Raw genomic sequence first — 25,715 nt, forward strand, 5'->3', positions numbered from 1 at the left:
CTCCACAAGGAAATGCTTTAAACCGCCATCAATGAATTTTATAGCACCAGCAAGATCTTATCTTTATTGGAGTTTTTTATGGCGGTAACACGAGAGCATTGGGGTTCCAAACTTGGTTTTATCATGGCAGCAGCGGGTTCTGCTGTCGGCCTGGGGAACATCTGGAAGTTTCCCTATATTACAGGAGAAAATGGAGGAGCCGCATTTCTGATCCTCTATCTCGGTCTCGTTTTCACAATCGGAATATCCGTTCTTGCCGCCGAAATGGTGATCGGGCGGGCCAGTCAGAGTGATGCCATCACATCCTTCAAGAAACTGGAAACCCCCGGATGGTCCATCATCGGCATTATGGGTATTCTTGCCGCGTTTACCATTCTGTCGTTTTATGGTGTGATCGCTGGCTGGACCATCTCCTACACCTTGAAAATGGCAACAGGTGCTTTTGCAGGCGCCAATGGCAAAGACATCGAAACCGCTTTTATTGGCTTTATCAGTGATCCGGTTTCTCCCCTGATCTATGCCGGCATTTTCATGCTGCTGACAATGCTGGTTGTCCTCGGTGGTATCAAAGGGGGAATTGAGCGCGCCGGGAAAATTTTGATGCCACTGCTGTTCATTATTCTGATTGCCCTCGCAGTCAGGGGAATGACATTACCAGGAGCAGAAGCAGGCATCCGCTTTTATCTCGAGCCAGATTTCAGCAAGATTGATGCTAAAACTGTCATGGCAGCTCTGGGGCAGGCTTTTTTCTCCCTGTCACTGGGAATGGGGGTGATGATCACCTACGGCTCTTACCTTAATCGGGCAGAGAACCTTGGCCGATCATCGTGGTATGTAGCCTTTCTTGATACTGCTGTCGCAATTCTGGCGGGTCTGGCTATTCTGCCTGCCGTTTTTGCCGTCGGTCTGAATCCTGCTCAGGGCCCGGCGCTGACCTTTATCACTCTTCCTGCAGTATTTGAAGCCATGCCTGGCGGCGCTCTTTTTGGCAGCCTGTTTTTCTTTTTGCTGACGATTGCGGCTTTGACATCTTCAATTTCCCTGCTTGAACCTGTTGTTGCCTACTTCAACCAAAAAGGCTTCTCCAGAACGAAGGTAACACTCGCAAGCGGTGTCCTGGCTTTCCTCTTGGGTATTCCCTCATCCCTTTCGCAGGGAATATGGGGAGATTTTACATTCGCAGGGAAAGGGTTCCTCGACTTGATGGACTTTGTTTCAAGTTCCATTCTGCTTCCTGTCGGCGGTCTTCTCGTTTCACTTTATGTCGGTTGGGTTATGGGCGCAAAAGCTCTGAATGAAATGGCCCGCGGAGAAGGCAAAAGCCTGGTTCTTTTTGCCTGGATCTTCATCCTGCGTTTTATCGCCCCACTGGCGATTGCCGCTATTCTTGTTAACGGCCTGTTGTAAAGTTAATCATCAGGCGCATAATCACAAAGCATAATAGCAAAAACCCCGCGGTATCCTGCGGGGTTTTTTGTTGGTTTTATGTGGGCCTCTGATTTTCTCAGTTGACCGGATCAGGACAACGATTTGGCAATCTCTCCAAAGCGATCCACATCGGACTCAGAGCTGTTGAAAGAAAGAACCAGTCTCACCAGAACCGGATCAGTCTCTGACATTTCATAGAATTCAAAGCCTGCATCTTTCAAATGACACACCATTTTTCCCGGCATTGATAAAAAGAGAATGTTTGCTTCAACCGGATGCACAAAGCTGACAGAAGGAATTTCCTCAAGGTGGCTGGCAAGTCTTTTTGCCATGGCGTTGGCCCGCCGCGCATTTTCAAGCCAGAGATCTTTGGTTAGATATGCCGATAGCTGGGCCGAAACAAAACGCATTTTAGAAAGATAATGCCCCCCCCTTACCCGCCTATGCTCAAGTTCCCTGCTGTCCGTTTTATTAAAAAACACCACCAGTTCAGCACCCATAGCCCCGTTTTTGGTCGCACCAAAAGAAAGAACATCGACACCTGCCCGCCAGGTTATCTCGGCCGGAGAACAACCAAGTCCTGCCACAGCATTGGCAAACCGGGCACCATCCATATGGACCTTCATGCCATTGTCTCTTGCAACAGCAGAAATAGCCGCAACTTCATCGACCTGATACAAGGTTCCGGCTTCCGTCGTCTGTGTCACACTGACAAGAGCCGGTTGTGCATGACGGGCAACACCTTTGCCAAAAATGGCTGCTGAGAGTTTTTCTGCGGAAAACTTGGCGTGCTTCCCGCTCAAAGAAAGCAGTTTGGCTCCACCGGTGTAGAATTCGCTCGCTCCACACTCATCAGTATGGATATGTGCATACTCATGACAATAAATAGCTCCATAAGCGGGGGTGAGCGATGAAATCGGCAGCACATTCGCTGCCGTGCCACTGATAACTGGAAAAACAGTGACATCCTTTTCGAAAATTTCCGAAGCCTGTTCTGACAGACCTGCAGTCCATTTATCCGCACCATAACTGGAAGCAGCATGATCCAGATTGGCTGCGGAAATTGCTTCGAGAATTGCCGGAGAAATTCCAGTCACATTGTCAGATGCAAAATTTGTCATAATATTAATCGCTTCTTCTCAATTAAAAAGGCAGTCATGAATTTTCATGACTCGGGGCATTTAGTCAGTCCCGCCTGTTGGTGCAGCCAAAGACCAGCCCCCCAAACGTTCGCCCGTGATCGCTGAAAAGAGCAGTACCTGTTGACAGCCCCTCTCCCTGTTTCCTCCCAACCGGAGCATCAGCCTGTCCCCCTGTAACTGGGATGCCACCAATTCACATCCAGCCGGTATTTCAAGCAACACCTGTGGAAAAGACTGGATCTCCTGGCTATCAGGTGAGCTTACACTTTCGTTAGAAACATCTTCCTTGCTCCCAACCCCACTGCTTACCCGGCTGGAGATCGTATAGATCACCACACCAAAGCCCAACACAAGCAAGATGCTCATGATCACAACTGCAATCTTAATCGCTTTCATCTTGATAAACCCGCGCGTAAAAGAAGACTTGTAATAAGTGAGCTTGCCTGAGAGGGCAAGGCAGAGAAAAACCGAGAGGTTCCAATGGCAGAGTGCGGCCCAGATACGAACTCCCCTGACAGCAGCACAGCACAAGTGTACGAATTAACTGTCGAAGAAACAGAGAAAAAAGTCCGCGTCGACCGTTTTCTGGCTGACAGGCTGCCCGATCTGTCCCGCAGCAGGTTACAGGCGCTCATTGTACAACAGTGCCTGCGTATTGATGGCGAGGTGACGCAAACAGCAAATTTCCGTCTCAAGGTCGGGCAAAGAGTCAGCCTGGTCGTCCCTGAAGCTGTTGACCCGGAACCTGCAGCACAGGATATCCCGCTCGAAATTGTCTATGAGGACGCGCACCTTCTCATCATAAACAAACCATCCGGCCTTGTTGTGCACCCCGCACCAGGCAATCAGGATGGTACACTGGTCAATGCGTTAATTCACTATTGCGGTGATGATTTCAAAGGAATCGGCGGTGTAAAACGCCCCGGTATCGTGCACCGAATTGACAAGGACACCAGCGGATTAATGGTCGTCGCCAAAACTGATGAGTGTCACCAGGGGCTGGTGCAGCTTTTCTCCACTCACGACATCGAACGGAGTTATAATGCCATTGTCTGGGGAACAGCCAAGCCGATAGCAGGAAAAGTTGAAGGAAATATTGGCCGAAGCCCCAAAAACAGAAAAAAAATGGCTGTCGTTCCCACTGGCGGGAAGAGAGCTGTCACATATTATAAAACTCTGAAGGTGCTGGCTGATGGCGCTGTCAGTCTTGTTGAATGTAAGCTCGAAACTGGCCGAACCCACCAGATCCGTGTCCACATGACCCACATCGGGCACCCTCTGCTTGGAGATCCGCTGTACGGCAGCCAGAGCCAAAGCCGCCTCAAAGCCCTTCCGGCTTCGGCCCAGCAACTTATGAAAAGCTTTGAACGCCAGGCTTTGCACGCAAAAACCTTGGGCTTTGTGCACCCCATTACCAAGGAAACACTGAGTTTCTCGAGCGAACTATCAATCGATTTGAAAGATTTGATTCATAGTTTATAATAATTAAAAATCGCAATCGGAAATATGTCTACCCCTTGTGCAATGCGGGATAAGACACCATATGTCTCCATTCAAGCAGAGACTTAGACCTGTGAGCAGGTTCTCACGGTCAACAGACTAGAGGGGAGTTTAACATGGCATCACCAAGAATTCCGGCTCTGACTCCAGAGGGAAACCTGTCACGGTACCTTCAGGACATCCGCAAGTTTCCAATGCTGGAACAGAATCAAGAATACATGCTCGCCAAACGCTGGCGGGAGCATGATGATGTCGATGCCGCTCATACACTCGTTACCAGTCACCTCCGCCTTGTTGCCAAGATTGCCATGGGATACCGTGGTTACGGCTTGCCTGTGTCAGAACTGATATCTGAAGGCAACGTTGGTATGATGCAGGCCGTAAAACGCTTTGATCCGGAAAAGGGCTTCCGCCTTGCGACTTACGCCATGTGGTGGATCCGCGCATCTATTCAGGAATATATCCTGCATTCCTGGTCCTTGGTCAAAATGGGGACAACTGCCGCCCAGAAAAAACTCTTTTTCAATCTGCGCAAGCTAAAAGGCCAGATGGAGGCAATTGACGAGGGCGATCTTTCTCCTGAACAGGTGACGCACATCGCAACCACCCTCGCTGTTTCAGAAAACGACGTTGTCCAGATGAACCGCAGGCTGGCAGGTCCCGACAACTCGCTCAACGCACCCTTGCGTATTGATGGCGACGGCGAATGGCAAGACTGGCTGGTTGATGACACACCCAGTCAGGAAACGCAGTATGCTGAATCAGAAGAGCTGACAAAACGAAGGGCTCTCCTGGTAAACGCGATGGAATCCCTGACCGAGCGTGAACGCCATATTCTTGAAGAGCGTCGGCTAAAAGACGATCCGACAACTCTTGAAGATCTTTCCCACACCTATAACATCAGTCGGGAAAGAGTGCGTCAGATCGAAGTCCGGGCTTTCGAAAAGCTGCAAAAAGCTATTAAGAATGCCGCAATCGAACAAAAACTCGCGACATCCTGAACAAAGTTTCTCCTTAGAAAAGCCGCCGCCTGGCGGCTTTTTTCATGCCAATCCCCCAGCCCGTCGCCTCAAATAACAATTTACCCGGGCAACAAATCCCGGTTTTTTTACTGGCCCCACCCCCAGAGAAAATATAGCTTCAGCAAAACATTAAACATTGTATCAGGCTGTAAAATGACACTCGAAACTGTCGTTTATGAAGATCGTCTCCCCAAATGGCTCTGGCTCTGGCTTCCTGTGGCTCTGGCTTTTCTGCTGTTAATTCTTGGCCTGTTCATGCCTGGAGAACTTTACAATCAGTGGATTGGGAACGAACGAGATGGAATTCTCGAGACCTCTCATACAATTATCCCGGCCATCTCTTTTTTTGTTGCCTTGCGCATCTTATTTCACCCGAACCTGCGCAACTTTAGCTGGCTGTGGTTCTGGATTTTGATTGCGGCCCTTGGCAGTTTTTACATGTCCGGAGAAGAAGCAAGTTGGGGGCAACACTGGTTCCAGTGGAGCACGTCAAGCGACTGGGCCGCGATAAACGATCAGGGTGAAACCAACTTCCACAACACCAGCTCCTGGCTTGACCAGAAACCGCGCACCATCTTGGAAATTGGTATCCTTGTTGGCGGGATTATTCTGCCCCTGCTCTATCATTACCGTCCCGCTCTGTGGAGCCACCCGCTCTCGATCATTGTGCCGACACTACACCTCTTTCCGACAGCTCTTATTGCCGAAATCACAAGAATGACTGAGCGCGTACTTGCTGCGCTGGATAGTTCTTTCAGACTGTTTCAGAGAGCCAGCGAAGTACAGGAGCTCTTTTTTGCCCTCTTTGTACTGTTCTATCTGATACTCTTCTTGCGGCGTCTCAAGGAGTTAAAACGTCAAGTCCCATAACACTCTCTCTTTTACGCTCGCGCCAACAAAAGCCACGAGAGAACTGATTACCTATTCATCATCCTCTTTGTCATCTGGTGGCGCTGCGGCCGAAGCAGACTGTCGCACGCTCTCTCCCCAGGCTTCAACCAGATCATCCTGATACTTCCGGACTTGTTTGATCTTGCCTTCAGTCGAGATACTCAAATAGCTGCCGACAATTACCGGCACCCCAAAGTAAACCAGCCAGCCAAACCCTGCGGCGCTATAGGCAACCATCATGTTCCAGGGATCAGCGATCCCCGAGAAAGCCCCGTCAAATGTCTGTCCCCGCTCCCACAGAGAGGTCAGGGCAGGTAGAATTCCACAAAAGTTCGGCAAACCGACTGTCATGGTCAGATAACGCTGTTTATTCCGATCGACAACAAAGGCAACCAGACTGGGCACCATCAGGACACAGCCCAGTATCGCTGAAGGCATAAGGAATACAGCCAACAGCAAAAGAATAATTAAAAGCGGTAAACGCCCCATTCCGTTTTCCTCACAATACCCATGAAATTGTCATGATAACCAGAGCAACTCCGGAACAGACGGCAGAAATAACCGCTGATGTTTTTTCACTTACCATGCGGACATTCTCGTCAGAAACGAGCCCTCCCTTTTCGAGCCAGGTGGCCTGGGCTTCAAGATTGGTGAACATGGCCTGGGCCTGGGTAAAACCCAATTTGTCCTGGTCTTGAATATGCGCATTGTCCAGGATCATTTGCAGGGTCGTCATCTGACCGTCATGTTTCGCTTTTTCAACGGCATCCCTGAGCTGTTTGCGAAAGGCGGTGTTGTTAAAAGTCTCGACAGCATCAATCAGCAAGTCAGCCATATGGGCTGAAAGCGCAGGAAGAGGTTGCGGGCTATGCTGCTTTTGCATTTCTGCTAAAAACCGTAAAGAAGCTCGATTGTAGACATCCCGCTTGAAGGGATCGTTAAGCCTCTTGAGAAGTGCGTCCTGATTTCCCCGCAGATGCTTTAGAGAGAATGCAAGAATATGTCGATCGACAGGTGCCCCTTCGATGCGTCCGGCAGCGACCATCCCCTCAAGGGCTGGAAGCAGGTTTTTAATGTCATCCACATAATTGTCACCAACCAGCGGTGAAAGACAGGGCCACCCTTCATTACCAGCATAAACAGCACGTTCCATCCCATAACCCGCGGTCATGTTCTTCACGCTCTGCTCTACGCTTTCCAGCTGTTTGATAATCGCCACAAATTCAGGTTTGGTTCGCACCTGTGAAGTAACCCAGGCCTGCGGCAGTTTCATCCGGATAATGTCCAGATACTGTTCGAGCTTGCCCGACTGGAAAAAATCCAGAGCTATTGCCTGGGCCAGCCCGTTAACCCGAACAGATGTCGACTTGTAGGTTATAGGTGCTGAGGGATCGAGAGCCATCATTGCGACAGAAGCTGTCCGGTCATCCCCGCTTCCCGTACTGGCCAGGGCCTGTCCAGTTTGTTGAGCGGCCTTGATCAAAGAAGCCATATCATCATTGGAGAGAGCTCGCCTGATCCAGGAATCAAGTTGATCGCCTGCAATAAGCTGTTTGCTCTCCGTCCAGTGCATCCGCATGCTGTTTGCCAGAAGCGGTGCCGTCAGATAATCCTTGCCTGCAAAGGATATTGATCGAACGGCTTTTTGCGGCAAAGGCACCTGTTTGGGACTCAGATGCCGCCCGTTGGCCCACATTTCAAGATCTGCAATTCCCCAGCGCTCATAGGGATCATCGCTCAGGAGACCTCTCAATGGCTCCATCAGTTTAAGAGGAACACGTGACTGGCCAACCAGAGCTCCGTAAGAACCCAGTTTTATTTTGGCTTCAATAATCTGCTCGTCTGTTTTTTTGTCCAGCAGGGTTCCCCCCATGGCCAGCTCAGCAATCAGCACCCCCAAAGAATAATAATCATCCAGAACCGTTCCCTCAGCACGTCCTGAAGGACTGGCCATTCCAGAATCAATGGGTTCATACAGCACCGGCTGGGCATAGCCAGCAGGCGTGGAAACAGCTTCTCCCAGTATCGCCCTTCGATCCGATGTGAGGAAAATGTTATCCGGGCGGATGGCGCGGTGCGTCAAGGTTCGGGACGAAAGCTCCCGGAATGCCGGAAGCAGATTTTCAATAACCCCATGAATAATATCGTCTTCATCAAATTTCGGCGGAGACATCCCCGCCTGAGGAACAAGACGTTTGCCTTTGGGACGCTCAAAAATCACGACATAGCGTCTGGTATTATCCTCTTTAAAGACGACTGTCCCCGAACCGATCGGAACGAGCATAACCGGACAGGAGATGCGGGACATCAGACGAATTGTTGCCGCCCGTGGTGCCGCTTCCTTTTGGCAAATCAATGCAACAAGTGGCGTTGCCTGCCCCTTCATCGACACGGCATTGATTGCAAGAGTACCCGGGGATTGGAATTCTGGTAATTTTTCTGCAGGCAACAGTTCGAACTTGCCATCAAGTTCGACTGGATGCTGTAAATAGTCCAGTTCCCCGGCTATTTCCTTAATGTATGAAGGCATACTCTCCCCTACCAGAAAACTGGCTCTCCTACCTGAAACCAGGAATTTTTCATTATCTCTCTAGAGCTATAGCAGACAAACGAAAAAAGATAGTTAACAGATTGTAACCCAAGCTCTTTAGCCCGAAAGAGTTAACATTCCTCTCCCCGGAAAGAGGTACAACATCAATCAGCAAGGCAAGAATATCGCACAAAAAAAAGTGTTGCCAGAGACAACACTTTTTTCAAAACAGATCGATCTAGAGATTGATCAGGATTTTGGATGGAAGGGATCCTGCACCAGAATAGTATCATCCCGTTCCGGGCTCGTGGAAAGCAGGGCCACAGGAACTTCAATCAGTTCTTCAATCCGACGGATATATTTGATCGCGGTAGCAGGCAGTTCCGCCCAGGAACGCGCCCCGTAAGTGCTGTCATCCCAACCTTCGAGAGTTTCGTAAATCGGCTCAACCCTGGCCTGCTTGCTCGGGAGGGATGGCAGGTGATCATAGTCAACACCATCAATCCGGTAACCCGTGCAAACTTTCAGCTCTTTAAAACCGTCCAGAACATCAAGTTTGGTAAGCGCGATACCCGTAATCCCGCCAACTTTGCAGGCTTGGCGAACCATCACAGCATCAAACCAGCCACAGCGGCGCTTCCGTCCAGTCACTGTTCCAAACTCATGGCCCCGCTCCCCAAGGCGTTGGCCGATTTCATCTTCCAGTTCTGTCGGGAAAGGACCTGATCCAACACGCGTTGTATAGGCCTTGGTAATTCCCAGGACATAGCCAACCGAACTAGGGCCAACACCAGAACCCGCAGATGCCTGACCTGAGATGGTGTTCGAGGAGGTAACAAAGGGATAAGTCCCGTGATCAACATCCAGCATGGCCCCCTGGGCACCTTCGAAAAGCACGCGCTTGTCCGTCTTCCTGCACTCTTCAAGGCGTTGCCAAACCACATCCACATAGGGAAGAATCTTGGGTGCAATCTCCAGAAGCTTGCTCACCAGATCCCCCGCGTCAATTTCGGGCTGACCAAGTCCACGAAGCAAGGCATTGTGATGCAGCAACAGTCCCTGCACCCGCTCGCGCAGGAATTCCTCATCTGCAAGGTCACAGATCCGGATAGCACGGCGACCAACCTTGTCTTCATAGGCAGGACCAATTCCGCGACCGGTAGTGCCGATTTTGGATTCTCCTTTGGCCGCAGCTTCCCGCGCCCGGTCGACTTCCCCATGCAAAGGAAGAATCAGAGCTGCGTTTTCTGAAACCTTCAGGTTGTCGGGTGTCAGTTCCACACCCTGTTCGCGCAAACGGTCCATTTCAGCCAGCAGCGCCCAAGGATCAATCACCACACCATTACCGATGATCGACATCTTGCCTTTGCGCACGATCCCGGAAGGCAGAAGAGAAAGTTTGTAAACCTTGCCGTCTACGACAAGGGTATGTCCGGCATTATGTCCGCCCTGGAAGCGCACAACCACATCTGCGCGCTCGGAAAGCCAGTCAACGATTTTACCTTTACCTTCATCTCCCCACTGGGAGCCGACGACAGCGACATTGGACATATCAGTTAGTTCCTAACTCATGAATGTGGCCACCTTCCAACAGATGGCTACAGGACAAACGGAGCGCTTCCGCGCGATCATCTTTAACGGGCTCGAGGCCGGAAATTGTAACCCATCCCTGTGCCCGGAAAGCTCCGCCTTCTTCACGGCGGGTTCCGAAGGGAAGAAAAATACGGCGGGCGATCTTCGGTTTTGGCAACGCCCTGAGTACCGTATCCATAAAAAGGGTAAAGCCGGTAGCTGGCTCGACAACATTGTCAACACTGACTGAATTATACCTGCCGCCCCGTCCGAGTTCACCCCGAACCCCTTTGGCAAAGAAAATAAAGCTTATTCCGGTGTGATATTCAAAACCACGGTGTTCGACCAGATCCAGTGTCACAGTCAATTTGGGCGCCTGCACGCGGACCAGTTCAACAACAGCAACCAGACGCTCTACTTCCTTGCGTGCCGTTCCAGGCAAATCCAGTGTTTTTGCAAAGGCCAGAATTTCTTCTGCGGTTCCAGCTGCATGGAGCAAATTCAGAAAGAGCGTGGCGTGTTTTCCAGCAAGCAACTCAACTTCGGCAGCATCTTTGCGATCAAGCGCAACCCGGAGATCTCTGGCGAGATCAGCTTCCAGTGACAGATCGGTGGCAATTGCCGGAACAAGGGTTGGAAGATTAATATCAACACTCAGATCTTTCACCCCGACGTTTTCCAGGGCACAGGCCGCTGCGACGATAACTTCTGCATCAGCCGCATCAGACGTCACCCCGATGAGTTCTCCACCAACCTGGGTGAACTGACGTTCGGGGCGGAGCTGGCTCCCTGTCACCTGCAGCACATCTCCACCATAACAAAGACGAAGCGGCCGGGATGCTTTTTGCAAGCGAGTCGCTGCAATTCGGGCAACCTGCGGGGTGATATCAGCCCGCAGCCCCATCATGCGGTGACTTGTGGGGTCCATCAAACGGAAAATCTGATTGGAAAGGGTTTCTCCGGCACCGGAAAGCAACGCATTTTCAAACTCCAGCAAAGGAGGTTTAATGCGATCATATCCTTCGGAGGAAAAACAGTCGATCAGCCGACGAACGACTTCTGCTTCATGGGCAGCAGCTGGCATCAGTAAGTCCTGCAAACCAGCAGGCAACAAGGCCTTGTCCCCATTTTTCTTCATGGTCAGCGTTCCTGATCGGTTTTAAGCTCATGCGATGCGAAAAAACCGGGAGCGACCAAGTGGATCGAACCTCGGGGCCTTTTCGATGATTGACTACATGTTTTAGCCCGTCAGGGCAACTGGATTCAGAGAAAAATTATCTTTGCGTCTTTGAAGAGGGGCTTTGTTTTCCCCATACCAAAGCAAAAAAACAGGCTGCAGGAAAAAACCTGCAGCCTGAAAAGTGGAGCGTAATTCAACTTAGAAATTCAGTTGGGCAACCTGCTTGCACTGGGACAGACTCTGAACTTTTTTCAGCTGGTCCGGTGTCAGTTGACTATCCAGCTCAACCAGGGCAATCGCATCCTGCCCTGGCCCCGAACGCCCGAGATGGAAGGTCGCAATATTAACTCCGGCTTCGCCCAACTGCATACCCAGAGCTCCAATAAATCCGGGGCTGTCCTCGTTGGTCAGATACAGCATATGCTTGCCAAGCTCGGCCTCGATTTCGATACCTTTGATATTAACCAGACGCGGGCGCTTCCCACCAAACAAGGTTCCGGCAACAGAACGTTCGCCTTTTTCGGTTGTTACTGTCAGGCGAATAAGAGTTTGAAAATCACAATCGCGTTCATGCTTGGCTTCTGTCACATCAATATTGCGTTCACGTGCGACAACCGGGGCACTCACCACATTAACCGAGTCCATCATCGGGGCCAGTAGACTGGCCAGAATGGTCTGGGTTAAAGGACGGCAATTGAGACTGGCAACCGCACCTTCGTAATCAATCTTGATCGCCTTCAGACCTGTTCGTGTTAACTGCCCGGCAAAGCTTCCCAGCTGCTGTGACAGAATCATATAAGGCTCAAGTTTGCTGGCTTCCTGCGCCGTCAGAGATGGCATATTCAAGGCATTGGTCACAGCACCGGTAAGCAGATAATCGGAAATCTGTTCCGCAACCTGCAGGGCAACCAGTTCCTGAGCTTCATGCGTAGACGCCCCAAGGTGAGGCGTTGCGACAAAGTTCGGCAAACCGAAGAGCACACATTCCTTGGCAGGCTCAACCGCAAAAACATCAAACGCGGCACCGGCAACATGACCACTTTCCATTGCAGCTTTGAGGTCATCCTCGACAACCAGCCCCCCCCGGGCACAGTTGATAATCCGTACTCCTTCTTTGGTTTTGGCCAAGGTCTCGGCATTGAGGATTCCCCGTGTCTGATCTGTGAGGGGAACATGCAAAGTAATAAAGTCTGCCCGGGCAAGAAGGCTATCCAGCTCAACCTTCTCTACTCCGAGATCCTTTGCCCGCTCGGGGGACAGGAAAGGATCAAAGGCGACGACCTTCATCTTCAGTCCCTTGCCCCGGTCAGCAACAATAGCTCCGATGTTACCGCAGCCGATAACGCCCAGAGTCTTTCCGGCCAGCTCAGCTCCCATGAAACGGGATTTTTCCCACTTCCCCGCCTGGGTAGAAGCATTGGCTTCGGGGATCTGCCTTGAGACAGCAAACATCATGGCGATGGCATGTTCAGCTGTTGTAATAGAATTTCCATGAGGTGTGTTCATTACCACCACACCTTTGGCAGAGGCAGCCTCAATATTCACGTTATCAACACCGATCCCGGCACGCCCGACGACTTTAAGATTTGTAGCAGCCTCAACAACCGCAGGCGTTACCTTTGTCGCAGAGCGGATCGCCAGACCATCATAGGTACCAATAATCTTGATCAATTCCTCTGCGGAAAGACCGATCTTCACATCCACATCGATGCCACGTTCACGGAAAATATCTGCAGCCTTTGGGCTCAGATCATCACTGATGAGTACTTTTACCATTTTCATAATTACCTTTATTTGAATTCTGCACGCACGATTTCAATTCCCCAGTCCAGCCAGGGAAGAAGTGCCGTGATGTCTTTTGTCTCTATCGTCGCTCCACCCCAGATCCGAAGACCTGCCGGAGCATCACGGTACGAAGCGATATCCAGTGCCACATCTTCATTTTCCAGAAGAGTCGCTAAAGACTTTGCCGCTTTGGCCTTGTCATCATCTGAAAGCGCCTGAAACCATGGCGCTGTAATTTTCAGACAAATCGAGGTGTTCGATCTGGTCTCTGGCTTTTCCGCGAGAAAATCAATCCAGTCACGCTGCTCGACCCAAGACGTTATCGCTGCAAGGTTGGCATCACAGCGGGCAGACAAAGCCTTCTGGCCTCCAACACTCTCGGCCCATTTCAGCGAATCAATCGCGTCCTCGACGCAAAGCATGGAAGGTGTATTGATGGTCGCTCCCTGAAAGATGCTCTCATCAAGTTTTCCCGCTTTAACCATGCGGAAAATTTTCGGCATTGGCCATGCTGGTTGGTGATTTTCCAAACGCTCAACCGCCCGTGGACTGAGCACAAGCATGCCATGCGCCCCCTCGCCACCGAGCACCTTTTGCCAGGACCAGGTAACAACATCGAGCTTGTCCCAGGGCAAAGGCATTGCAAAGGCTGCCGAGGTTGCATCACAGATTGAAAGCCCCTGGCGATCACTGGCAATCCAGTCACCATTGGGGACACGCACACCCGAAGTGGTACCATTCCAGGTAAAGACAACATCACGATCCCAGGAAACCTGGGACAGATCCGGTAATTGGCCGTAATCAGCCTCTAGAACCCTTACATCGTCAAGCTTCAGCTGTTTGGTTACATCCGTAACCCAACCCTTGCCAAAGCTCTCCCATGTCAACATATCAACTCCCCTTGGCCCAAGAAGTGACCAGAGTGCCATTTCAACAGCACCCGTATCAGAAGCTGGGACGATTCCAATACGATAGTCATCAGGGATACCAAGGATTTTACGTGACAGCTCGATTACCTCAACCAGCTTGGCTTTTCCGCCTTTTGCCCGATGGGACCGACCATGCCAACAAGAGCCTAGTGAATCCAGAGACCAACCGGGACGCTTTGCGCAAGGACCGGAAGAGAATCTTGGATTTAAGGGACGTTCACTAGGTTTTTCATTCATGGACTTGTAACTCCGATTAGCAGCTCGCTATGCTGCAGTACAAAACGCACCCGTACAGGGTCGCAAACCGACATTTTATGGTCGCAGCGACATCATAACCATATTGCACCGCAAAATCCTTTCGTTTATTGACCTGTTTTTAACAGAAATGATCTTTTTGCATTTGCACAGCATTGTAGTGAAAGTCGATCCAGAATAGGTTCTATAGGACTTAAAACAGCAACTTCGCAGGTTTGGCTGGGGATGAATACAGATCAGTTAATCATTTTTACCATTATAGGTCTCGCTCTGGTTCTCTTTATCTGGGGGAAGATCAGGTACGATGTGGTTGCAATGATGGCCCTGATCGGCGCCGTTATCTTTGGGGTCGTCCCCGCCGACGAGGCATTTCTCGGCTTTGGACATCCTGCCGTTATTACGGTTGCTGCCGTGTTGATCATTTCCCATGCACTGCAAAATTCCGGCATCGTTGAGCTGGCCACCAAATTTCTCGAACCCGCGGCAGGACGCCCGGTTCTTCATATCCTTGCCTTGACAACCGTCGTCGCCATCTGCTCCGCCTTTATGAACAACGTCGGGGCTCTGGCCCTCATGCTACCGATTGCGATCGGGAGTGCCTACAGCAGCAAGCGGCCGACCAGTGAAGTGCTCATGCCCCTGAGTTTTGGGTCGTTACTCGGTGGTCTCACCACCCTGATCGGAACCCCGCCCAATATTATCATTTCCAGCTTCCGGCAGGCCGAAACCGGGCAGAATTTTGCCATGTTCGACTTTCTGCCTGTGGGACTGGGAGTTGCCGTTGCCGGAATCGCTTTTATCTCCCTGGTAGGCTGGCGGTTTCTGCCTAAACGTTCCGCAGGCGGTAATGACCGCCAGAAGCTGTTCCAGATCGAAGACTATATCGCTGACGTCCGCATCTCGGAAAACTCGCCCTATGTCGGGCACAGGCTTGTCGATCTTGAAACCCTCGCCCAGGGAAACGTAGCCGTCGTCGCTCTGGTTCGTCGCGAAGACCGGATGCTGGCCCCCTCTGGTTATATGCGGCTCAAGGTCGATGACATCCTGACACTGGAGGCAGATACCGATACCTTGCAGAAGGTTGTGGACGAAGCCAATCTTGAAATCGTCGGGTCCGCCGAAGACAGCAGCCAGGATCTCCAGTCTGACCGGGTAGGCATAATCGAGGCTGTTGTCACTCCAGGTTCCCGTTTGGAAGGGCGTACAGCCCATAACATGCAGCTGCACACCCATCACGGCATCAATACTCTGGGTGTGGCCCGTCAGGGGCAGCCGGTCCACGAAAGAATTGGCCGCGTCCGTTTCATGGCCGGGGATGTCCTCTTGCTCCAGGGTATCCGCGAAGAGATGCCCGAGGCATTGGCCTCGCTTGGCCTCTTGCCTTTGGCCGAACGAGAACTGTCACTCGTGCGCAAGAAGGGTTCGATTATCACCCCGCTGCTCTTTGCCTTTTCCATTCTTCTGGTTGTCTTTGGAATCCTGCCACCACAGATTTCTTTTCTTGCTGCTGTTGGCACCATGGTTCTGATCGGAGAACTCAACCTCAAAGACCTTTACGAATCAATTGACTGGTCGGTGATCGTTCTGCTCGCGGCAATGATTCCGGTCGGAATGGCTCTGGAAACCACTGGCGGCACAATGGTTATCGCTTCTCCCCTGATTGGACTGAGCGATCATCTGCCGGTCTGGGCCATTCTTGCGCTCATGATGCTGATCACCATGATGCTGTCCGATGTCATGAATAATGCGGCAACAGCCGTTCTGATGGCCCCGATCGCCATTCTTATCGCCAATGAACTTGGGGTGAACATCGACACCTTCCTGATCGCTGTCGCGATCGCCAGCTCTTCAACATACCTGACACCGATAGGTCATCAATCCAATCTGCTGGTGATGGGTCCCGGGGGGTACAAATTCGGGGATTACTGGCGGATGGGACTGCCGCTTGATATTATCATCCTGCTTGTCTCGATCCCTCTGATCCTCTGGGTCTGGCCTTTACAGGGATAGGGGCTGGCCAAGCGTAAATGTAGTTGAATCCCTCCATCAGGGTTCTGGTGAAAAGATCAGCTCCATCCTTAAGGTCTCCCCTTCCTTCCGGGGCAAGGGGAGGAAGCCCCGTTCTTCATAGAGCTTGACTGCAGAGGCCATTTGCTCGGGGACCGTCTCGAGTACGGCCTTAGTGCTTCTTGCCCGCGCTTCGGCCAAGGCAACCGAAACCAGAGCTTCCCCAAGTCCCTGGCCGCGTCCTGCTGGCGTAACCCATAAACGCCTGAGTTCAGCCACGGCATCATCCTGAAAGCTGAGACCAACAACACCGCAGGCCTTTCCGTGCCTGTCCCGGGTCAGCCAGAGCGCCCCTCGTCGCCCGCTATATCGACTGGATATTTCTGCCAATTCCTTCTCAAAGCCTGAAAAACAAGGGCAAGACCGGGCCCAGCTTTCATATTCCCTGAAGAGTTCCACTGCTGCATCAAAATCACTACGGGCTTCAGCAGCCATTATCCTGTTATCTTTTAGTATCAGCATCCATCTATCCACTCATCAGCCTTATCGGCTTGCCACCAGCATTCCCGCCATAACCATCATGCCGCCAGAAGTACGATCAATCCGCCGTTTGCTATCGCCTGAGGTGAAAACCCGCCGCATTCCAGCAGCAGCCCCCCCGTAAATCAGCGCGACAACACTCATGACAACAAACACAATCCCACAAAGCATCAGATAGTCCAGAATTTCAATAGAGGCTATATCAAGTAATCCTGGCAGAACAGCCAAATAGAACACAATTGCCATCGGATTGGAAAGAGACATAACCACGCCAAGAACGATGTCTCCACCAAGCCACCTGCCCTTTACCACAGCTATCGAGGCCGACAGTTCCTTACCGGAGTTTCGCCAGGTTTTCACCCCCAGCCAGACCAGATACCCCCCGCCAATAATTTTGAGAGCAATAAAGAACGGACCGAGTATTTCAACGATCGCAACCAGCCCAAGCAAAGCCGCGCTCAAAAGTACGAGTTTGCCCAGCACCATTCCAAAAGCCAGTCTTAAACTGACAACCATCCCTTCAGACAGGGCTTTGGCCAACAGGGCGGCAATGTCCGGTCCCGGCGAAGCTGCAGCAACAGCAAAGGCCATGGCAAAGATCAGATAGTCAGACATCCGGGGAAGCTCCTCTTATGCAAGTCCCGTTGGACTTGATAAAATCAGATATAGAAAAAACCCTTGAGATAAAGTGCAGCAGTTCCCCGCATCAGGACCCGGTCACCACAATCCCTAACCCACAACTCGCCACCACGCTGTGAAACCTGCCTGGCAAACATCTCCTTCTTGCCCAGACGGTTACTCCAGTAAGGGGCAAGTACTACATGCGCCGAACCTGTCACCGGGTCTTCGGGAATACCGCAATGCGGTGCAAAATACCGAGAGACAAAATCGTGTTTTTTGCCCGGGGCAGTGACGATCAAACCATCGGAAGGTAATGCCATCACTTTGCCCAGTTCGGGAACAGCCGCGAGCACCTGATCCTCGCTTTCCAGCACCGCCAGCATTTTTGTTGCCTTGAGAACGGCCAGCGGCGTTATCCCTATCGCTGCTGCGACACTGGCACTATCAGCATAGAGTTCAGGCGGGCGGGCTGGAAAATCCAGTGTATAGCTGCCCTCTCCACAGGAAACCCGCAGCAACCCGCTTTTTGTTTCGAAGGTGATCTCCCTTGTCCCCACAGCCAACTCGGTAGCAATAATGTGTGCTGTCGCCAGCGTAGCATGGCCACAAAGATCAACTTCGCGTGTCGGGGTGAACCAGCGCAAGTGATAGCACCCTTCTTTCGGCACAAAAAAAGCCGTTTCAGAAANATTATTTTCAGCAGCAATCTTTTGCATAAGATCATCAGGCAACCAGTTGTCCAATGGACAAACAGCTGCAGGATTCCCCCCAAAAACCTCGTTCGTAAATGCATCAACCTGATAAAGCGGAAATTCCTGCCTCATCACTGCGTCTCCTCAATAACAGCCACCATACATTGCTTAATCGCCTGCAGTGAAAGCTGGATATCCTCTTCCGTGGTTTTCCAGGACGACACCGAAATACGAAAAGCGGCCTTGCCTTTCCACACGGTGGGACCGAACCAGCAGGTTCCCTCTTTTTGTACTGCCTGCATCAGAGCTTCCGTTTTCTCGGGACTGTCCCAGGACACCACCACTTGGTTGAGAACCACAGAATTTTGTATGGTCAAACCCAACTCTTCCAGGCCCCGGGCGAAAACACCTGCCCGGTGACAACAGCCTGTCACAAGCTCATCAACACCCTTGCGCCCCAAAAACTTGAGGGCAGCCCATATTTCCACGCCCCGCGCGCGTTTGGAAAATTCCGGCATGTAATTCTGTGCTGCGGAATCTATCTCGCGCAGGTAAGCAGCAGAAACAGACATTGCATTGTAAAGTGATTGCTGATCACGACAGATCACCACGCCAGCGTCGTAAGGGGTATTAAGCCATTTATGGCCATCAGTTGCCCAGGAATCAGCTTTTTCAACACCGGCGGTCAAATGTTTCAGTTCTTTGGAAGCCCGGGCCCAGAGTCCAAAAGCACCATCCACATGAACCCAGGCCCCAACGGGTGCAGCCCGATCACAAATCGCTCCAGCTGGATCAAAAGCGCCGCTGTTCACGTTCCCCGCCTGCACACAAATGATTGTCATGGCGTCCAGCTCAGGAAGCCTGCTGATATCCATTGCCCCATTGGCATCAGTGGGAACCCTGACAACCCGTTCTTTACCAAAGCCCAGCAGCGATAGTGCCTTCAATACTGTGACGTGAACCTCGTCACTCACAACCACCTTGATCTCGGGCGCTCCAAACAGGCCTCTGGCTTCAACATCCCACCCCTGACGCGCCAGCAACTTGTGCCGCGCGGCAGCAAGGGCTGTGAAGGTTGCCATCGTCGCCCCGGTCACATACCCAACCACAGATTCTCTTGGAAGATCCAAAACATCAAGCAACCAGCCAGAGGTCACCTGTTCAATCTTGTCCATTACTGGCGAGGTTACTTTTGAGGAAGCGACCTGATCCCACGCCGTCGCCAGCCAGTTTGCCCCTACTGTCACGGGGAGCGTCCCCCCAACGACAAATCCAAAATATCGCCGCCCAGCAGAAGCCACCGTTGCCGGAGCACCAGAGCGATCAAGAAGTTCCAGAACCTGCCCGCCAGTCGTCCCCTGCTCAGGGAAAATCTCTTCAAACTCTTCAAGCCCTGTCATGGCAGCCTCGTCCGGGAAAACCCGTCGAGCATCAATCTCGGTCAGATAACGTTCTGCTCGTTCTCTGGCTATATTCAGCAGGTCCTGGCTCATTGTACTCCCCTGATTTTTCATTCGGCTAGACAAAATGGATGATTGTCACAGTTAAATCTTGATTTTATATGGGGTCAATTGATAGATTGTCACCATGACAAATTGGATGCCAAAAGTTAAATTCGGCGCGGGGGCACGCTATATCGCCATCGCGGATGCTCTGTCTGAAGATATCCGGAATGGATTCCTGCAGCAGGGTGATCGTTTGCCAACCCACCGGGATCTTTCCTGGCATCTGGGAGTCACAGTGGGAACGGTCAGCCGGGCCTATGCCGAAGCGGAACGCAGGGGCTTAACCTTTGGCGAAGTCGGGCGCGGCACTTTTGTTCACGGCCCCTCACCGGCCGAGCAACATATGCTCAGGCCAGCTCGCTTCGAAGATCAGAATATCATTCTGATGGATTTTGCCTATCCACCGCCAGGCGATACCGAAGAAAAGGAGATGGCCTCGACCCTGCAGAGCATGTCAGCCGGACCAGAACTCTCCAGGCTTCTGAGCTATCAACCACATGCTGGCTTAAAGAACCATCGCGAAGCCGGAGCTCAGTGGCTGGAATTAAACGGGCTGACCGTCGAGCCAGACAACATTGTCCTGACAGCAGGGGCACATCATGCCATTGCTGTCACTATGGCAGCAGTAGCCCGCCCCGGCGACCGCGTACTCTGTGAAGAGCTAACCTATCCGGGGATACAATCTGTCAGCCGGATGCTCGGACTACGCCTTGAAGGATTGGCAATAGACGCCAATGGAATTGTGCCTGAGGCTTTTGAAGAGGCCTGTCTGGCTGGGGATGCAAAGTTCCTTTATTGTGTACCCAATTTCCAGAACCCGACAACACGTTTGCTTTCCATGGAACGACGTCAGGCCATTGCCGACATTGCCCGCCGGTATCGGGTGTCGATTATCGAGGACGATGTTTTTGGCCTGATCGTCGACAATGCATTACCCCCTATCACCAGTCTGGCTCCAGAACGAAGTTACTATATCACTTCTCTGGCAAAGACGGTGGCTCCAGGGCTTCGTGTTGGATACATGACCGGCCCGCAGCACAGCATTCCAAGCCTGATTTCGGCGGTTCGGGCAACCTGCTGGATGGCATCCCCCATTACTGCTGAAATTGCCAGTCGCTGGATTATCAATGGCGCGGCAGAACGCATTCTTGAGGGACGCAAGGAAAGCGCCCGGCGCAGGGTCGAAATTGCCCGGAAAATATTTGCACAGCACGAAATCGAGAGCGAAACCAGAGGGCTCTATATCTGGCTTCACCTGCCAGCCCCCTGGCGCTCCAGCCAGTTTGTATATGCTGCAGGCAGAGCCGGTGTCACCATCACCGCTTCGGAACCCTTTATCGTTGGCCGAAAGGCTCCGCCGCACGCAGTGCGTATCTGTCTTGGTCAGCCAGAGAGTGATGAAAAGATGACACGAGGCCTCGAGATTCTGCTTGGCCTGCTCACCAAAGGACCAGATGTCGATTCACTGGTTTTCTAGGATCAGCAGTATTTATTGCTTTACAGATGTACTCAGGAAGAATTCAACTCACCCGTTCTAGCCAACATCTGTAATGACAGAGGAAATACCCGAAACCACACTTTTGACCAGCGCGGAATTTTCCCCTTCCGCCATAACCCGGATCAAGGGCTCGGTTCCGGATTTTCGAATAAGCACCCGGCCCTGGCCGTTCAACTGACTCTCCCCATCGCGGATGGCAGCCTGAACCACATCCATTGCCAGGACATCATCAAGCGGGGTCGCCCCGCTCAGCCGGACGTTTTGCAGCAGTTGGGGCAAAGGCGTAAAACCGCGCAGAACTTCGCTCGCCGGACGTTCCGCCCGAACAAGAGCAGCCAGAACCTGCAGCGCAGCAATCAGGCCATCTCCGGTTGTCGCGTGATCACTCAACACCATATGACCGGATTGTTCGCCGCCCAAATTATAGCCCTGCTCGCGCATCGCCTGAACCACGTAACGATCACCAACTGGTGTCCGGATCAGATCAAGCCCCAGACCATTGAGATATTTTTCCAGCCCCATGTTAGACATGACAGTCGCGACAACACCGCCGCCCCTGAGCTGTCCTGCTTCATTGAGCGTCTTGGCAATCAGTGCCATCACCTGATCGCCATCAACAATCTGTCCATGTTCGTCTGCGAGGATCAGACGATCCGCATCACCATCAAGCGCAATACCGAGATCAGCTCCATGGGCAACCACCGTCTCGCGCATCAGATTGGTCGCTGTTGCGCCACACTGCTTGTTAATATTGAAACCATCGGGAGACACCGCAACCGGAATAACCTCGGCACCCAGTTCGTACAGCACCGTTGGTGCGACGCGATACGCTGCCCCATTGGCACAGTCGACGACGATTTTAAGGCCATCAAGACGAAGATTTTTGGGGAAGGTGTTTTTGACAAACTCGATATAACGGCCGAGTGCATCATCCAGCCGCCTGGCCCGACCCAGTTTATGACTGGGTGCCAGCGGAATGGACTTGTCATCTTCCAGCAGCTTTTCAATCTCGATTTCCACCTCGTCGGAAAGTTTGAAGCCATCGGGACCAAAAAGTTTGATCCCGTTATCTTCATAAGGATTGTGAGATGCTGAAATCATTACACCGAGATCCGCGCGCAAGGAGCGGGTAAGCATCCCGACAGCAGGAGTTGGCAGCGGCCCGAGAAGCACAACTTCCATTCCGACAGAGATAAAACCGGCTGTCATGGCTGGCTCCAGAAGATAACCGGACAAGCGGGTATCCTTGCCAATCACAACAGTATGCCGGTGATTGCCGCGCTGGAATTGAGCTCCTGCAGCCTTGGCAACAGCCAGAGCAATTTCTGCTGTTACCGGTGCTTCATTGGCTTTGCCCCGGATTCCGTCCGTTCCAAAATACTTCCGGCTCATCTGCTTGTTTTCTCCAACCTCAAAACTCACTCTGTCTTTCGACTCTGACCCTGGCCCCATGGCCTAAAATTCTATTTAATACCCTAGGAGATTGCCCTTGCGATTGCAAAGGCCTGTGCGGTTTCAGCGACATCATGTACCCGGTACATCTGCACTCCGCGCACCAGACCTGCCAGAGCACAGGCCAAAGACCCGGCGACACGTTCCTTTGGTTCTTCACCACGGGAAAGTTTGCCGATAAAACCTTTTCTGCTGACCCCAAGCAACAGGGGACAGCCTGTCCCGTGCAGCAGTGCCTGTGCGTCCAGCAACCTCAGGTTATGCTCCGTGGTTTTTCCAAAACCGATTCCCGGATCAACAGCGATCATTTCTCGCGGGATACCGGCAGCAACGCAGGCTGCAACTCTCTTTTCGAGATAATCAAATACATCCAGTGTCACATCCTGATAGCAAGGATTGGCCTGCATCGTCTGGGGTGTGCCCTGCATATGCATCAGAATAACCGGGACTTTAGCAAAAGCCGCTGTTTCCAGACTATCTTTATCTCCCTCAAGGGCAGTCACATCGTTGATGATACCAGCCCCCGCAGCGACAGCTTCCCGCATCACCCTGGCATGTCGTGTGTCAATCGAAACCAGGGCCCCAGCCTCGGCGAGTTTTTCTATGACAGGAAGAACACGGCGGAGTTCTTCCTCCTCACTGACCGGTTCTGCGCCGGGACGGGTAGATTCTCCTCCGACATCCAGAATACTCGCCCCGAGTTCACGCATCCTGAGCGCATCATCGACGGCACGGGCTCGATCATAACGGTCTCCACCATCCGAAAAAGAATCCGGCGTTACATTGATCACCGCCATGATCTGGGGCTGTGACATATTCAGACCAGCGAAATTCGAGCGCTTGGTCGAAAGATTCTTCAGGATTGCCAGAGCTTTATCCTGATGAAGCGGGCTGTTGTTCTGTACCCAGGAAAGAATCTCACCCGAAGCAACAATTTCCCGCCGGGTTATATCCCCGGCAGAGGAACGAAGTGTGACTTCGGCAGCCGAATAATATTCCCCCGAAGCAAGCAGAGGAGCGGCTCCAGGCGAGATGTCCTTTTCAGAAGACATGTGAAGCGGACGAATGTAGAGATCACCAGTCATGGCAGGAACCTGTCAGATAGCGCCAAGGCCTCCCCTTTCAGGAAGGCCTTGGCATGTCTTCGGAAATTTAAACGAACAAAACAGAGTCAGTTTCCAGGTTGTGGCTCTGGAGTTGCTCCACCGTCCTCGGGTGAAGAACTTTCCTCTTCCCGGGGAGCCTTGCCGCTGGATGGTACCGAGCTGCGAGGCTTGTCAGCTGCCTTGTTGTGGCCGCTGTCATCATCGCGATCGATCGTCCCATTTTTAAGTAGATTACGAACCTCATCCCCACTGAGAGATTCATATTCAAGCAGGGCTTTCGTAATTGCCTCCAGCTGATCCCGGTGTTTGGTCAGAACATCCCGCGCCAAAGTCTCCGCTTCTTCGATGATGCTTCTGACTTCATCGTCAATCATCTTCTGAGTTGCACCGGAAACACTGAGGCCGTTATCCCCGCCACCGGAATAATTGAAAGGATCATCCTGACGGGACACATAGCGCAGACGACCAAGCTTGTCGCTCATGCCGTATTCCATCACCATGGCACGGGCCATGTTTGTCGCCTGCTGGATATCATTCCCGGCACCTGTGGTGACGTTGTCCGGTCCATAAACCAGCTGTTCCGCTTCCCGGCCACCAAACATCATCGCAAGGCGTGCTTTCAGCTCCATCACCTTGTAACCGAGGCGATCGCGTTCCGGCAGGTTCATTGTCACACCAAGCGAGCGACCACGCGGAATAATTGTCACCTTGTGCAGCGGATCATTGCCTTTGACATGAATACCGACCAACGCATGACCAGCTTCATGATAGGCCGTCATTTCCTTTTCCTCGTCGGTCATGACCATGGAACGCCTTTCAGCGCCCATCATTACCTTGTCTTTCGCATCTTCGAAATCAGACATGGTCACAACCCGTTTGCCAGCACGCGCAGCAAGCAACGCGGCCTCGTTTACCAGGTTTGCCAGAGCCGCACCGGAGAAGCCGGGAGTTCCGCGGGCAACAACACGCGCATCAACATCCGGTGCCAATGGCACCTTGCGCAGATGGACCTTGAGAATTTTTTCACGACCAAGAATGTCCGGGTTCGGCACTGTAACCTGACGGTCGAAACGGCCTGGGCGCAGAAGTGCATTATCAAGAACGTCAGGACGGTTGGTCGCTGCAATAATGATGACGCCTTCGTTGGATTCAAAACCATCCATCTCGACCAGCAACTGGTTCAGAGTCTGTTCGCGTTCATCGTTGCCACCGCCCATGCCGGCACCACGGTGACGACCCACAGCATCAATCTCGTCGATAAAGATGATACAGGGGGCGTTCTTCTTGCCCTGCTCAAACATATCGCGGACACGGCTGGCGCCAACTCCAACGAACATCTCGACAAAGTCAGAACCGGAAATAGTAAAGAACGGTACATTTGCTTCCCCGGCAATAGCGCGGGCCAGAAGGGTTTTACCAGTACCTGGAGGACCAACCAGAAGGCAGCCTTTTGGTATTTTCCCACCAAGACGCTGGAATTTCTGCGGGTCTTTCAGGAAATCGACCACTTCCTGAAGCTCGTCCTTGGCTTCATCAATACCGGCCACATCGTCAAAGGTAACCCGTCCCTGCTTTTCCGTCAGCAGTTTAGCCTTGCTTTTGCCAAAGCCCATGGCCTTGCCACTGTTGCCCTGCATCTGGCGAAACAGAAAGATCCAGACACCGATCAGCAAGATCATCGGGAACCAGCCGATCAAAATCTGGATAAGGGTATTGCCCTCGTCCAGAGGCATGGCTTTTACAGTCACACCGCTTTTACGAAGCATTTCGACCATCTGGGGATCTTCTGGGGCATAGGTCTGGAACTGGCGCCCGTCACTATAGTGCCCTTTGATCTCATGTCCCTGGATAATTACATTTGTGACCTGACCTTCTTCCACCTGGGCAATAAAATCAGAATAGGCAATCTGCTGCTGATTGCTTTGGGTTCCAGAGCCCTGAAACAGGTTAAAGAGCGTAAAAAGGAGCACGCCTACGACGATCCATAAGGCTGCATTACGGCTGAAATTCAAGGTATAGGCCTTCCAAAATCTGTGCAGCCCTCTCTTGGGGACTGCGTC

General features: G+C 52.0%; 21 protein-coding genes. 6 read left to right on the top strand and 15 right to left on the bottom strand.

From position 1 onward, the window contains the following. The first annotated feature begins 78 nt into the window (after positions 1–78). Complete coding sequence (locus B152_RS0120710) at positions 79–1,407, top strand: sodium-dependent transporter (protein ID WP_020594371.1); 1,329 nt, start codon at positions 79–81, stop codon at positions 1,405–1,407. A gap of 110 nt (positions 1,408–1,517) precedes the next feature. Here B152_RS0120710 and B152_RS0120715 read toward each other — a convergent pair whose 3' ends face one another. Continuing rightward, positions 1,518–2,549: a threonine aldolase family protein gene (locus B152_RS0120715; RefSeq protein WP_020594372.1), complete on the bottom strand. Its 1,032-nt coding sequence runs from the start codon at positions 2,547–2,549 to the stop codon at positions 1,518–1,520. Positions 2,550–2,609: 60 nt separating this feature from the next. Next, complete coding sequence (locus B152_RS0120720) at positions 2,610–2,966, bottom strand: hypothetical protein (RefSeq protein ID WP_020594373.1); 357 nt, start codon at positions 2,964–2,966, stop codon at positions 2,610–2,612. Between the two features lie 135 nt (positions 2,967–3,101). Here B152_RS0120720 and B152_RS0120725 point away from each other — a divergent pair, with 135 nt between their 5' ends. From B152_RS0120725 to B152_RS0120735, 3 genes are all read left to right on the top strand, one after another. After that, complete coding sequence (locus B152_RS0120725) at positions 3,102–4,052, top strand: RluA family pseudouridine synthase (RefSeq protein WP_033407160.1); 951 nt, start codon at positions 3,102–3,104, stop codon at positions 4,050–4,052. A gap of 134 nt (positions 4,053–4,186) precedes the next feature. Then, the gene (rpoH, locus tag B152_RS0120730; RefSeq protein WP_026261760.1) at positions 4,187–5,071 is read left to right on the top strand and encodes an RNA polymerase sigma factor RpoH; all 885 of its coding nucleotides are present in this window, start codon (positions 4,187–4,189) and stop codon (positions 5,069–5,071) included. Positions 5,072–5,245: 174 nt separating this feature from the next. Beyond that, positions 5,246–5,962: a hypothetical protein gene (locus tag B152_RS0120735; protein WP_020594376.1), complete on the top strand. Its 717-nt coding sequence runs from the start codon at positions 5,246–5,248 to the stop codon at positions 5,960–5,962. A gap of 51 nt (positions 5,963–6,013) precedes the next feature. Here B152_RS0120735 and B152_RS0120740 read toward each other — a convergent pair whose 3' ends face one another. The 6 genes from B152_RS0120740 to B152_RS0120765 form a co-directional block, all read right to left on the bottom strand. Then, a complete protein-coding gene (locus tag B152_RS0120740; protein WP_020594377.1) occupies positions 6,014–6,472 on the bottom strand; it encodes a hypothetical protein in 459 nt (152 codons plus the stop codon). A gap of 10 nt (positions 6,473–6,482) precedes the next feature. Next, a complete protein-coding gene (locus B152_RS0120745) occupies positions 6,483–8,513 on the bottom strand; it encodes a serine/threonine-protein kinase (RefSeq protein WP_020594378.1) in 2,031 nt (676 codons plus the stop codon). 249 nt (positions 8,514–8,762) lie between these two features. Beyond that, positions 8,763–10,064, bottom strand: coding sequence for an adenylosuccinate synthase (locus B152_RS0120750; RefSeq protein WP_020594379.1), 1,302 nt, complete (start codon positions 10,062–10,064; stop codon positions 8,763–8,765). Between the two features lies 1 nt (position 10,065). Next, positions 10,066–11,223, bottom strand: a complete 1,158-nt coding sequence (locus B152_RS0120755) for an ATP phosphoribosyltransferase regulatory subunit (RefSeq protein WP_020594380.1) — start codon at positions 11,221–11,223, stop codon at positions 10,066–10,068. A gap of 240 nt (positions 11,224–11,463) precedes the next feature. After that, positions 11,464–13,041, bottom strand: coding sequence for a phosphoglycerate dehydrogenase (gene serA, locus B152_RS0120760; protein WP_026261761.1), 1,578 nt, complete (start codon positions 13,039–13,041; stop codon positions 11,464–11,466). A 14-nt stretch (positions 13,042–13,055) separates the two neighbouring features. Beyond that, positions 13,056–14,216, bottom strand: a complete 1,161-nt coding sequence (locus tag B152_RS0120765; protein ID WP_020594382.1) for a phosphoserine transaminase — start codon at positions 14,214–14,216, stop codon at positions 13,056–13,058. 243 nt (positions 14,217–14,459) lie between these two features. Here B152_RS0120765 and B152_RS0120770 point away from each other — a divergent pair, with 243 nt between their 5' ends. Further along, entirely contained in the window at positions 14,460–16,244 is a 1,785-nt protein-coding gene (locus B152_RS0120770) for an SLC13 family permease (RefSeq protein ID WP_020594383.1), read from the top strand. Positions 16,245–16,280: 36 nt separating this feature from the next. Here B152_RS0120770 and B152_RS24590 read toward each other — a convergent pair whose 3' ends face one another. The 4 genes from B152_RS24590 to B152_RS0120790 form a co-directional block, all read right to left on the bottom strand. Continuing rightward, a complete protein-coding gene (locus B152_RS24590) occupies positions 16,281–16,763 on the bottom strand; it encodes a GNAT family N-acetyltransferase (RefSeq protein WP_083921963.1) in 483 nt (160 codons plus the stop codon). Positions 16,764–16,784: 21 nt separating this feature from the next. Beyond that, the gene (locus tag B152_RS0120780; protein ID WP_020594385.1) at positions 16,785–17,396 is read right to left on the bottom strand and encodes a LysE family translocator; all 612 of its coding nucleotides are present in this window, start codon (positions 17,394–17,396) and stop codon (positions 16,785–16,787) included. A gap of 44 nt (positions 17,397–17,440) precedes the next feature. Then, on the bottom strand, positions 17,441–18,226 hold the full coding sequence (locus B152_RS0120785; protein ID WP_020594386.1) for a PhzF family phenazine biosynthesis protein: 786 nt from the start codon (positions 18,224–18,226) through the stop codon (positions 17,441–17,443). Then, entirely contained in the window at positions 18,226–19,587 is a 1,362-nt protein-coding gene (locus B152_RS0120790) for a pyridoxal phosphate-dependent decarboxylase family protein (protein ID WP_020594387.1), read from the bottom strand. Before B152_RS0120790 ends, B152_RS0120785 begins: the two co-directional genes overlap by 1 nt. A gap of 106 nt (positions 19,588–19,693) precedes the next feature. Between B152_RS0120790 and ehuR the strand changes: the two genes are divergently transcribed. Then, positions 19,694–21,076: a MocR-like ectoine utilization transcription factor EhuR gene (gene ehuR / locus B152_RS0120795; protein WP_020594388.1), complete on the top strand. Its 1,383-nt coding sequence runs from the start codon at positions 19,694–19,696 to the stop codon at positions 21,074–21,076. A 57-nt stretch (positions 21,077–21,133) separates the two neighbouring features. On the opposite strand, the gene glmM is transcribed toward ehuR, so the two are convergent. The 3 genes from glmM to ftsH all read right to left on the bottom strand — a co-directional run bounded on the left by glmM (position 21,134) and on the right by ftsH (position 25,667). Continuing rightward, a complete protein-coding gene (gene glmM / locus B152_RS0120800) occupies positions 21,134–22,489 on the bottom strand; it encodes a phosphoglucosamine mutase (protein WP_026261763.1) in 1,356 nt (451 codons plus the stop codon). A gap of 83 nt (positions 22,490–22,572) precedes the next feature. Next, the gene (folP, locus tag B152_RS0120805) at positions 22,573–23,634 is read right to left on the bottom strand and encodes a dihydropteroate synthase (RefSeq protein ID WP_020594390.1); all 1,062 of its coding nucleotides are present in this window, start codon (positions 23,632–23,634) and stop codon (positions 22,573–22,575) included. Positions 23,635–23,720: 86 nt separating this feature from the next. Then, on the bottom strand, positions 23,721–25,667 hold the full coding sequence (ftsH, locus tag B152_RS0120810; RefSeq protein WP_026261764.1) for an ATP-dependent zinc metalloprotease FtsH: 1,947 nt from the start codon (positions 25,665–25,667) through the stop codon (positions 23,721–23,723). Positions 25,668–25,715: the final 48 nt, after the last annotated feature.

Origin of the sequence: Kiloniella laminariae DSM 19542 (assembly GCF_000374005.1) — a bacterium.
GTDB classification, from domain to species: Bacteria; Pseudomonadota; Alphaproteobacteria; order Kiloniellales; family Kiloniellaceae; genus Kiloniella; species Kiloniella laminariae.